The sequence below is a fragment of the Marinobacterium sp. NO-S09 genome (assembly GCF_059179545.1).
On record NZ_CP168954.1, the window covers coordinates 2,356,894 to 2,368,146 of the forward strand.

13 protein-coding genes are annotated in these 11,253 nt (G+C 53.6%); 12 read left to right on the top strand and 1 reads right to left on the bottom strand.

The features are described from left to right. Positions 1–73 precede the first annotated feature (73 nt). The 8 genes from O3C79_RS10910 to O3C79_RS10945 all read left to right on the top strand — a co-directional run bounded on the left by O3C79_RS10910 (position 74) and on the right by O3C79_RS10945 (position 5,921). Positions 74–901 (top strand): CvfB family protein, encoded by an 828-nt coding sequence (locus O3C79_RS10910; RefSeq protein WP_494383119.1) that lies wholly within the window; start codon positions 74–76, stop codon positions 899–901. Between the two features lie 87 nt (positions 902–988). Beyond that, entirely contained in the window at positions 989–1,258 is a 270-nt protein-coding gene (locus O3C79_RS10915; RefSeq protein WP_494383120.1) for a PepSY domain-containing protein, read from the top strand. Between the two features lie 10 nt (positions 1,259–1,268). Continuing rightward, positions 1,269–1,802: a cytochrome b/b6 domain-containing protein gene (locus O3C79_RS10920; protein ID WP_494383121.1), complete on the top strand. Its 534-nt coding sequence runs from the start codon at positions 1,269–1,271 to the stop codon at positions 1,800–1,802. Between the two features lie 26 nt (positions 1,803–1,828). Then, positions 1,829–2,149 carry a PepSY domain-containing protein gene (locus O3C79_RS10925; protein WP_494383122.1) on the top strand — a complete coding sequence of 107 codons (321 nt, stop codon included), beginning with the start codon at positions 1,829–1,831 and terminating at the stop codon, positions 2,147–2,149. 2 nt (positions 2,150–2,151) lie between these two features. After that, the gene (locus O3C79_RS10930) at positions 2,152–2,829 is read left to right on the top strand and encodes a response regulator transcription factor (protein WP_494383123.1); all 678 of its coding nucleotides are present in this window, start codon (positions 2,152–2,154) and stop codon (positions 2,827–2,829) included. Between the two features lies 1 nt (position 2,830). Next, complete coding sequence (locus O3C79_RS10935) at positions 2,831–4,159, top strand: sensor histidine kinase (protein ID WP_494383124.1); 1,329 nt, start codon at positions 2,831–2,833, stop codon at positions 4,157–4,159. Positions 4,160–4,210: 51 nt separating this feature from the next. Beyond that, complete coding sequence (locus tag O3C79_RS10940) at positions 4,211–5,251, top strand: inorganic phosphate transporter (protein ID WP_494383125.1); 1,041 nt, start codon at positions 4,211–4,213, stop codon at positions 5,249–5,251. A 31-nt stretch (positions 5,252–5,282) separates the two neighbouring features. After that, complete coding sequence (locus tag O3C79_RS10945) at positions 5,283–5,921, top strand: DUF47 domain-containing protein (RefSeq protein WP_010323989.1); 639 nt, start codon at positions 5,283–5,285, stop codon at positions 5,919–5,921. Here the strand turns inward: O3C79_RS10945 and O3C79_RS10950 are convergent. Next, positions 5,908–6,957 carry an NAD(P)H-dependent flavin oxidoreductase gene (locus tag O3C79_RS10950; protein ID WP_494383126.1) on the bottom strand — a complete coding sequence of 350 codons (1,050 nt, stop codon included), beginning with the start codon at positions 6,955–6,957 and terminating at the stop codon, positions 5,908–5,910. The genes O3C79_RS10945 and O3C79_RS10950 overlap by 14 nt on opposite strands. A gap of 382 nt (positions 6,958–7,339) precedes the next feature. On the opposite strand from O3C79_RS10950, the gene O3C79_RS10955 reads away from it, so the two are divergent. The 4 genes from O3C79_RS10955 (at position 7,340) to O3C79_RS10970 (ending at position 11,231) form a co-directional block, all read left to right on the top strand. Then, a complete protein-coding gene (locus O3C79_RS10955) occupies positions 7,340–8,095 on the top strand; it encodes a hypothetical protein (RefSeq protein ID WP_494383127.1) in 756 nt (251 codons plus the stop codon). 1 nt (position 8,096) lies between these two features. Further along, on the top strand, positions 8,097–8,561 hold the full coding sequence (locus O3C79_RS10960) for a hypothetical protein (protein ID WP_494383128.1): 465 nt from the start codon (positions 8,097–8,099) through the stop codon (positions 8,559–8,561). Between the two features lie 318 nt (positions 8,562–8,879). Beyond that, positions 8,880–9,569: a response regulator transcription factor gene (locus tag O3C79_RS10965; RefSeq protein WP_494383129.1), complete on the top strand. Its 690-nt coding sequence runs from the start codon at positions 8,880–8,882 to the stop codon at positions 9,567–9,569. Positions 9,570–9,806: 237 nt separating this feature from the next. Next, positions 9,807–11,231: a TolC family outer membrane protein gene (locus tag O3C79_RS10970; protein WP_494383130.1), complete on the top strand. Its 1,425-nt coding sequence runs from the start codon at positions 9,807–9,809 to the stop codon at positions 11,229–11,231. The last annotated feature ends 22 nt before the right edge of the window (positions 11,232–11,253 follow it).

Here is an 11,253-nt window from a genome sequence, read left to right on the forward strand (position 1 = left end):
TACTGTACAGGGCATCCGTTGGATGCCTTTTTTATTGGCGCATCAGCGCGAGAGACAGTGATCGGGGTGTTAAATGGTTGAAACCGGGCAGCTCAACAAGCTCAAGGTAATTCGTGAAGTCGATTTTGGTGTCTATCTGGAAGGTGGCAGTGAGGGCGGTATTCTATTGCCCAAGTCTGAAGTACCTGAAGGGACACGCCTGGGCGACAGCTTACAGGTGTTTGTGTACCTGGACACCAACGACATGCCGATCGCGACCACCAAGCGACCGCGTGCCCAGGTAGGCCGGTTTGCCAATCTTAAGGTGGCAGAAGTGAACGAGATCGGTGCTTTCCTGGACTGGGGACTGCCCAAGGATCTGTTCCTGCCCTACAACGAGCAGACCCGACGTTTGGCGCAAGGCGATTACGTCACTGTATTCCTCTATCTGGACAACACCGGGCGTATCGCGGCAACCACTAAGCTGGAAAAACATTTTGATCCTGAGGTGACCTACGAGCAGGCTCAGCTGATTGAAATGCTGGTATGGCGCCGTACTGATATCGGTTATCTGGTGATTATCGATAACTGCACCTCTGGTCTTCTGCATCAGCAGGATATTCACCGTCCCGTGCGCGTGGGGCAGAAGCTGCCTGGCTTTATCAAGCAGGTGCGTGAGGATGGCAAGATTACGGTCATGCTGGAAAAGCCGGGCTACGGACGTGTAGATCCTTTGGCACAGCAGATTCTGCAGTACCTCGAAGCGCGTGAAGGGTTTTGTGCATTGGGTGACAAGAGTGATCCGGCTGCCATTAAGGAAACCTTTGGTGTCAGTAAAAAAGCCTACAAGATGGCGTTGGGCCAGTTGATGAAAGCCGGTCGAATCCGTCAGGACGAGCAGGGTATTTACCTGAACGACTGATTGTTTTGCACTCCTTTCGCGATTTAAGTTTCATTTAAGTCCGCTTCTCTATTCTGGCTCCTGTCAATCAACACAGGAGTCAGATCGATGAAAACACTGCTTACCTCTCTGCTGCTTTCCACCGCCGTAATCGCTTCACCTGCCTTTGCAGGCGACAAATGCGATGTCCCCAAAGACGAGTGGCAGTCTGAGCAGGCCTTCCGTGATGCCGTGGCGGCCAAGGGTTGGGAAATCAAGAAATTCAAAATTGACGATGGCTGCTACGAAATCTATGGCTACGACGAGAAGGAGCGCCGCGTAGAAGCGTACTTCGATCCCAAGAGCTTCGATATTGTAAAAATGGAACTCGAGGACTAAGGAGGTCGCCATGGTCACCGTAAAAGTCTGGGACCCGTTGGTCCGTGTGTTTCACTGGTCGCTGGTGATCTGTTTTACGGTGGCCTGGATCAGCGCTGATGAATGGCAGGATCTGCACGAAGTGATGGGCTACATTTCGGCAGGGCTGGTCGTTTTCCGCATTATCTGGGGGCTGACCGGCCCTCGATATGCGCGCTTTACCCAATTTGTCCGCTCACCCGGACGTGTATTCAGTTACCTGCAGGATATCCGTAAGGGGCGTGAAACCCGTCATATCGGTCATAATCCGGCAGGGGGCATGATGGTCGTCGCTTTGCTTCTTTCCCTAGGGGCGCTGACGCTCAGTGGCTGGCTGGGGACCGATATCTTCTGGGGTGAGTCCTGGGTCGAAGAGGTTCATGAAAGTGCCGGGAATCTGGTGCTGCTGCTGGTCGCATTACACCTGGCCGGTGTATTCTGGGCCAGTTTCAAACATCACGAGAACCTGCCGCGTGCCATGATCACCGGGCGTAAGCGCCCAGCAACCGGCACGGATCAGGAATAGCAGCAATAATATCAGGGGAGGTATGTGTGAGCAGATTCACCAGACATCTATCAGTCCTGGCGTTGAGTTCTGGCTTGCTGTTCTCCCTTGATGCATCTGCCAGTCGTGACCTTGATCAGGACGAAGTCATGCAGCTGGTTAGAGAGGGCAAGATACGCCCGCTGACTGAACTGATGGCGCTGAACCCTGAGCGATTCTCGGGCCACCTGCTGGATGTGGAAGTTGAATACGAAAATGGCCGGCTGGTGTATGAGGTTGAGATACTGGACGACGCTGGTAATGTCAGAGAGTTTTACCTTGACCCGGTCACCGGTGCGATTCTGAAGGAAGAGATAGAGGATGACTGAACATGCGCCTGTTGCTGGTCGAGGATGACAATGCACTGGTAGACCGGCTCAAGCCTGAGCTGAAGAGTGCAGGCTTTGCGGTTGAAGTTTCAGCAGATGGCGTGGATGCCGAGTTCATGGGGCTGGAAGAAGCCTTTGATGTCATCGTGCTGGATCTTGGCCTACCGAAAAAACCGGGCATGCAGGTATTGCAGAGCTGGCGTAGCGCCGGTTGTACCACTCCGGTGCTTATTCTCACTGCCCGTGATGCCTGGCATGAACGTGTCGATGGGCTCAAGGCCGGTGCGGATGACTATTTGGGCAAGCCCTTCCATACGGAAGAGTTGCTGGCCCGACTGGAAGCGCTAGTGCGGCGAAAACATGGTCATGCCAGCAGTTTGCTGGAAGTTGCCGGTTTGCAATTGGACTCTGATCGACAAACGGTCGTGGATGCGCAGGGGCAACAGCATCAACTGACTGGAGTTGAGTTCCGTCTTTTGCGATACCTGATGCTTAATCCTGACCGTATCCTGTCGAAAACGCAGCTCAGTGAGCACGTGTATGAAGAAGACCAGTTGCGTGACAGCAATGTTATAGAGGTCTACATCAACCGCCTGCGCCAGTATCTGGGCAAGAGCGTGATTCTGACCCGCCGCGGACAAGGCTATAGCTTCCCCTCAACACCCGCTGCGACGCGTTAACATGCCGAACTCTCAACGTTCCCTTGAATGGCGGATTAGGCGCCAACTGCTGTTCAGTCTGCTGTTGATGCTATGTGGCTTGATGCTGGTCGTGCATTTTGGTGTAACCCAGTTGACCCGGTCCTTTGTTGTCAGCCGTTTGGAAACGGATGCCGAAAGCCTGATTGCTGCGCTGTCGCGAGGAACGGATGGACAATGGCAGCTGAGCGAAGACGCCATCATGCAAGCTTATCAGCGCGTTCAGTCAGGACATTATTATCGCCTCAAAGCGGACGGAGTTGATCTGCGCTCAAGGTCGCTGTGGGATCTGGATCCGCAATTTGAGCTGCAGGCGCCGGGAGAATCCAGGGTGGCGGAATCCAGCCCCCTGCAGAGTCAGCACTGGCTGGCGCTGGAACAGGGCTTCACGCGCGGGGGTACGCCTTTCACCCTCTGGGTGGCGCAGGACATTGCCGAGCTTAAACATGACCAGGAACAGCTGGCTGTCTGGTTGATTGTGCTGGTTGGTCTGAGTGTCCCCCTTGTGCTGTTACAGCAACGCCGAGTACTCAAGCGAGGTTTTCAGCGACTGGAACCCTTGCGCCAGGCATTGGCTCGGCAGCAGGCGGGCGAGGATATCGACTTGCCGGCTGATGTGCCCAGGGAAGTGGAGCCGCTGGTAACCAGTATCACGCAACTGCTGCATCAATCAGGTCAGCAGATTAGCCGCTCACGCATGGCTCTGGGCAATCTTGCCCATGAACTCAAACGGCCGCTGCAGCAGTTGCAGTGGTTGGCAGATCAACACCCGGATCCGGAGCAGAAGCAGCAATTGATGATGCTGTATGAGGAACTCTATCAGCGTATTGAGCGTGAGCTGAGGCGGGCACGCATCGCCGGCGCACCGGGACCCGGGCGTCACTTCAATCCGCAGGAAGAAATTCCGCATCTGGTTCAGTTGCTGCAGCGTATTGGTCGCGATGATATTCGGTTTCAGTCTGAGTTACCGCAGGGCACCATGCCGTTTGACCGTGACGACATGCTTGAATTGCTGGGCAATCTGCTGGATAACGCCTGGCGACACGCCACCCATTGTGTGTCCTTGCAAATCCTTCCACCGTCGCCCGACATCGATGCCTGGTGTCTGGTTATCAGTGATGACGGAGCCGGAGTGTCGGAGGAAGCCATGCAGCGCATGTCGCTGCGCGGAGTACGGATAGACGAACAAAGCGGAGAGGGCAGCGGACTGGGATTGTCGATCTGTTCCGCTATCGTAGAGAGCTATGCCGGCAGCCTGGCATTTGGCCATGCACCGGAAGGCGGGCTTCAGGTCAGCATTCAACTCAGATAATGACAGATCTGTTATCATTTCCTTACACGGTACAGGGATAATGCTAAGAAAATGGATACAGTCTGGCTGCTGATAGTGTTAGCCGGCCTCATGGTCGTACTCTTCGATTTTACCAATGGTTTTCATGATGCCTCCAATATGGTGGCATCTGTCATCGCATCACGTGCAATGACGCCACTGCAGTCGGTATTGATTGTGGGCGGGTTTACCTTTCTCGGCCCAGTGCTGGGTGGCACGGCGGTCGCCAATACCATTGGCAAATTTGTCACCCTTGATGAGCTGCCTGATACGCTTTCGCTTGTGGTCGTGCTATGCGGATTATTTGCAGCAACGGCCTGGAATTTCATCACCTGGTGGCGCGGTATTCCGTCGTCGTCTTCTCATGCCTTGGTGGGTGGCCTTTGTGGTGTCGTTGTCGTATCAGCCGGGCCTGATCAGGTGGTTTGGGGGCTGGAAGCACTGACGCGTGGCGAATTCACTGGCGTGACCAAAGTACTACTGGCACTGATACTTTCACCCTTGATGGGCTTCTGGCTCGGCTTTGTGTTGCAACGTGTGATGCTGCTGTTACTCCGTTCGGCCAGCCCTTTGGTCAACAGGGAACTCAGGGGCGCGCAGTGGCTGACCACCGCGGGTCTGGCATTTTCCCACGGTGCCAATGATGCTCAGAAAAGCATGGGCATACTGACACTGTGTCTGCTGCTGAGTGGCCAGATCGATACCTTTGAAGTGCCGTTCTGGGTCATCGTGCTCTGTGCGTCTGCTATCACGCTGGGAACCGTATTGGGGGGCTGGAAAATTGTCCGCACCCTGGCATTTGCCATCTACAAGATTCGCCCCCTGCATGCGTTGAACTCACAGCTGACTTCAGCCGGGGTGGTCTTTCTGGCGTCATTGGTCGGGGCACCGGTATCCACGACACACGTGGTTTCATCCTCCATCATGGGGATAGGTGCGTCTGAACGCCCCCGTGCGGTCCGCTGGACCAAAGCACGTGAAATCGCATTAACCTGGTTGATTACCATTCCGGGTGCAGCAGTCCTGGCCATGCTGAGCTATGGCCTGGTAAGTCTATTCGGACTGGGCCAGTAACCGTTCGGCCGACATTGAAGGACACAAGAATATGGCACAAAAAGAAGGTTTTCTGTCGCGGTTGATCGATAGGGTGATTCCCAAACCGCCCGATTTCTTTACCCTGCTGGCCGAGCAGAGTGCATTGGTGACGGAGACCATCTCCAACCTGCATCAGTACATGCAGCAGCCCAATGAAGCCTTGGCTGAGCTGCTGACGGAAGAGGAACATGCCGCGGACACGTTGAAGATCCGCAACTTGCACCAGCTCAACCGTGCCTTTTCAACGCCGATTGACCGTGAAGATATCTATCGCGCTATCGACGGGTTGGACTGGATCATTACTCACTGCAAAAGCACCATCAATGAGATGCTGGATCTGGATGTTAAGCCGGACAAGCATATGCAGGCAGTGATGGATGAGATGCTCAAAGGTTGTGAGGCGTTGGAACGGGGATTTCGCCAGCTGGAAACCTATCCGGCCGGGGCAGAGAAGGAGGCCCACTCGGCACGCCATGCACACCGTCGCATCGAGCGGCTGTATCGGCACAGTCTTGCTGAGCTGTTTCAAGGAGAGGTGACTGCCGAAATGCTGAAAAAACGTGAGATCTACCATCACCTGATGGATGGGTCTCGACGCCTGCATTCGGCAGCGAATGTCCTACACGATATTTTCGTTAAGCTCGTTTGAACCCTTGAGCCAAAGCTGCGGTGATCTCGGCTGCAGGCACTGCTCGGCAGCCGGAAACGTTTTGACCGGCCCAGAGCGGTGTGAAGTCGCCTGCCCCCTGGGCTTCAGCGGCAGCTCTCAAGGGCGCTGATGGGGCAGTAGCCAGCGGGAAGCGGGGGGCACCCTCATTGATGGGACCAAGGTCCCGAATCATTCGGTTGACGATGCCGCGGGCCGGGCGGCCACTGAACAGATTGGTCAATACCGTGTGGGCTGCTGCATCCGACTGCAACGCCGTGCGGTGAACCGCTGAGGTGGTGGCTTCATCACACAAGAGGTAGGCAGTGCCGACCTGCACACCAGCGGCACCCAGAGCCATGGCTGCGGCGACCCCCGCTGCATCGGCAATAGCACCGGCGGCGATCACGGGAACGCTAACGGCATTCACGATCTGGGGCAGCAGCGCCATCGTGCCTGATTGTTGGGTGATATCTTCAGTCAGGAACATACCTCGGTGCCCGCCCGCCTCAAGCCCCTGAGCAATAATGGCATCCACACCCTGGGCTTCCAGCCATAGTGCTTCCTCCAGAGTTGTGGCTGATGACAGCACTTTGGCGCCACTGGCACGTACTTGCTCCAGTAAGGCTGGGTGTGGCAAACCGAAATGGAAGCTCACCACCTCGGGTTTGACGCTTGTAACTACGTCGGCCATCGCCTGGTTGAACGGCTGGCGCCCGGGACCAGCAGGCCCCTTGGGTACGGCAACCTCAAGCTCGCTGTAATAGGGGAGAAAGTTGTCGAGCCAGTTGGCTTGTACTTCTTCGTCAGGCTCGGGTTGTGTGTGACTGAAAAAATTCAGGTTGATAGGGCCAGTGCTGCGTTGACGAAAAGCGTTTACCGCAGATTCCACACCTTCAGGGGTTAACATGGCACAGGGAAGTGACCCCAGGCCACCTGCTGAAGCAACGGCAGCCGCCAGCTCCCAGCCCTGAACACCGGCCATGGGGGCCTGAATCAGGGGAAATTGCGTGTTGATGAGCTGTCTGAGGCTGGCCATTGTTACTCCTTGGAACTACATCCTGTTGCGCCAGCCAGCTTTTCAAGAGGGAAAGGCCTCTGGCGGATAGAATGAGCAATGCTAAACGCCAAAGATCAAAGTGTGAATTATCCATTGGCGCTATTCCTGTACTGGGGAGTATCAGGCAGATTGTTGTGTTTCAAGGCTAACCAGACGATTGACAGGCTTGACGCTGTAAGCAAGGCTGCACTGAGACCAAAGGTACTTTGATAGCTATGCAGATCAAATACCAGGCCACCAAGGGTTGAGCCCAGTCCGAGCAGCAACAGTGCAGTTGATAGGCCGGTAACACAACGGAGTGCACGAGCACTGTGATAAGGTAGCGATGCAATTATGACCATGAAAGACTCAGGGAAGGGCTATGTCGCTACAGGCTGACTATCTCGCGTTAAGCAAAGGTGCGCGTATGCACCTGAAATGCAGGGCAGGTGATCGGTTCTATTTTAGAACATCAGGGCAGGTGAAATGGATTATCTGGGGTGTCATTGGGCTTATCTGCTTGCTGAGCTCTTTACTGATGTCTGTGGTGCTGGATGGTGCGGAGCAGATCATATACATGGTGACATCGCTCTGTCTCATCATCGCAGTCACGATCTCATTGGGGATGCGGCGTCATCTGGTATTGGATACAACCAATGGCAAGTTGCTGCGTGAGAAATCCTGGTGGGGCTTGAGGCGATCTGTTAAGTCTGCAGACCCTCTGACTAATCAGCGTGCAGTGGTAGCCCCAATCGCAGAGCTTTCACAAGGCTGCTTGCTTGAGATTGCCGATCATAAATACACCATTGGCACCTTTGATCAGACACGTCAGTTAGCCATCTTCATTAACCGGCATTTTGCAGTGCCGGCGTTTGATCGCGTGACCCGGTGGCCAAATGAAATTGAGCTGCAAGACGAGCAGCTCGCGGATACTGGCAGTTGCGCTGCACCTGCGCCACAACAGCCTTTATCCAATGCAGGTCTGGAAGAACGCAAAAGCCCATCAGCAGTGCCTACCCAGGCTCGCTATGTCCCGATTGGTGATCAAAAAGTCTTTCTCAAATTGGCACTGCCTTTTCCGCTGTTTCTGTTGTTGGGTATCCTGCTAAGCCAGCTTGCTAACAGGGGAGGGGTTTGAAATGAGTCGTTGGCAGTCGTCTTCCCCCAATGTCAGTAAGCTTGTGTTGACACGGAAGCTATGGATTGTCGCAATCCCGCTCCTGTTTGCATCAATACTGATGGTGTATCTGGGGCTCTCAGCTGAGTTTCCCGTTATCCTTAGCTGGGCACTGGTCTCCACCCTGGCGTTGCAAAGCTTATGTGTCCGCCATTACCTGCTTGTAGACAAGAACAAGGGTACATTGACGCGTCATCTGAGCAGTTTATACCCCATTGCTCGACTGGAGTTGCCGTTGGAGCACATCGCCGGTTTCTGTGTGACCAAAAGCTTTCTGGAGCGGCATGAGTTCAACCTTGTTGTCATGATGAATGACGGCCAGCGCGTCAGCCTGTTGTGCAACAGAGCGTTAAGCGAAATGGAAGAACATGGTCAATACCTTGCACGGTTTTGTCGCCTGCCATTCAAACTTGAAATCAGCCAGTAAATTTACATCTTGCTGAACTTTACGTGTTGGTTACTTTGTTGGTTTAAACAAAACAAATATTCCTTTGCGCAAAGGTATTTTTTGTCCAAGGTGTTCAAAATTGCCAAACTGGTCCGGCCACTGACTTTCTGTTCAGAGCCGGCCTGTACAGTTTGAGTATAAAAGATGTATCTGTCATGGCGCAGGGTTGTACGTAAATCATACAATTCGCGGCTATATTCGGATGCTGGAACGGACTAGAAAATGCATTCAGCTCGAGCCCCCAGAGTATTACTGATAGACGATCAACCTGAAGGACTTGGCCCATTGGTCAGGCTTATGCATAGCCAGGGTTTTCAGGTATTCCAAAGCAACAGTGCCCGAATAGGGTATCAGCGTGCGCATGCAGTAACACCCGACCTTATTCTTCTGGACCTGTATATGCCGGAGATGGATGGGTTGGCGGTGTTGCGCTTGCTGAGAGAATCACCAGAGACACGCGAGATCCCGGTTATTTTTTTATCATCTACTTCGTCCATTGACGACAGGTTGTCCGGATTTGAATTAGGGGCGGTTGATTTCGTCAGTAAACCCTATATGCCAGAGGAAGTTGTAGCGCGTGTCAGGGTGCATCTAGGCCGAACGCTCCAGGTAACTGATTCAAAGAACTTTACAGATACTGATACGAACCTTTGCCAGGATGAAGTGATGTTGCAGGCGGCTTTACGCATTCTTGAGAGCCGTTTAAGTGACCCGCCCAGCGTGATGGAACTGGCTCGTTCAGTGGGTACCCATGATAAACGCTTACTGCGAATCTTTCGTGCTCAGCTGGGCACAACCGTCTCAGCGTACATCCGGCAATCACGCATGGAGTTGGCCAGGCGCCTGCTGCGCAATGATTCGATCAGCATTGAAGAAGTTGCTGCCCAGGCAGGCTTCAGAAATGCAGCTAATTTTTCTACTTCATTTCGACGTGAAGAAGGGCTGTCCCCACGACAATATCGTCAACGTTGTTTGGCTGAATCCTGATACCTTTTGGTGCTCATTTTTTGAGCGCCTTCCTTTCCCGCAAAGCTTTCGTCCTTAATATCAAAAGTAACCTTTTCAGGGCCGCCTAGAATGGCGAATAAAATCTTTTAAATAATTTGCAAACTGCTGTTATCCAAACGGGTAAACCTTTGTATTAAAGCGCTCAAACAGTTTGCAGACTATCTGGAAAGTGTTAGCCCCCCGGCTCATGTGAGCTTGTTAAAGGAGATATTTTGTATGGACGCGGCCCCCAAAAACCGCTTAAAAAATAATCACTGGGCAGCCATGCTGGTAACAGGTACATGTTTGGCAGCCAGTGGTCAGGTAAACGCTGAAAATATCACTTCAGTTGTGGCTGAAGCACTGGATTCAAATCCGGAAGTCCGCTTTCAGGCCGATGCTCTGCGTGCACTGAGTGCAGAAACCCGTCAGCAAAAAGGCGGTTATCTGCCAAGTGTTGATTTGGATATGTCCCTGGGACAGGCTCGTCGTGATTTCGACAATCGTGGTACTTTCGATCGAAATTATGCCGAGCTTTCAGTAACACAGATGCTGTTTGACGGCTTCAAGGTCAGTAGCCGTGTTGATGAAGCCGAACATAAGCAACTTGAGCAGTATTATCGTCTGCGAGGAGAAGCGGAAGACAAGGCACTTGAAGTGGCTCAGGTGTATCTTGATGTTGTCCGCTATCGCCAGCTGGTCGAAATGGCTCAGATTAACGTTGATGACCATATTCGTGTCCGCGATCAGGTCCAGGAGCGTAACGAACGGGGTGTGGGTAATCGTGCCGACCTGTATCAGGCGGAAGGGCGTCTGGCACTTGCGCGCTCCAATCTCAAAACAGAGATCAGCAACCTTCAAAGTGTTACGGCACGCTTCCAGCGCCTGGTCGGGCGCGCTCCAGAGACGAAAATGCAGTCGGTGTATGATCTGAATATCAGCATGCCGCAAACACTTGAGCCGGTTCTGGAAAGTGCATTCGCCAACAATCCATCGATCCATGCGGCGTTTGCCAACATTGACGCGGCACGTTCGGCGTTGACCCTGGCCAAATCCGACAACTATCCAACACTGGAGTTGGGCTTTAGACAGGGGCTTTACGAAAACAACAACGGTTTTGATAACCGCACCGACCCGGACAGCACGGGTGATGAAAGCCTTGTTGAGCTGCGTCTGCGCTACAACCTCTACCGTGGTGGCAGTGACCGTGCGGCTCAGCGTGCAGCCCATAACCGTATTGGTCAGGCTGAGAGCCTGAGAGATAAAGCCTGTGTTGATCTGCGCCAAACGGCCACAATCGCCTGGGCCGAGCAAGGTAACCTGGAGCAGAAACTGCAGCTACTGGCCGAGCATCGTTCTTCCTCGTTTAACGTTGTTAAAGCCTACCGCCACCAGTACAGCATTGGCCGCCGCTCTTTGCTGGACGTACTGGATGCCGAAAACGAGTCCTTCCAGGCAGAACGTAACTTCATTCAGGCGGAATTTGACCTGCTGCTGAACCGTCTTCAGGTACTGAACAGCATGGGTGAGCTCCTGGATACGCTGGGTATGGCACCCGCAATGGAAGGCCTGACTGAAATGGACGTAGTCCAACAGAATCAGGAGCTGCCAGCGCGCTACTGCGCTGCCGTCTCTGAAGCTTTGGTTAGCCTTAACAAGTAAGGCCATCGTGCCAAGTGAGCCC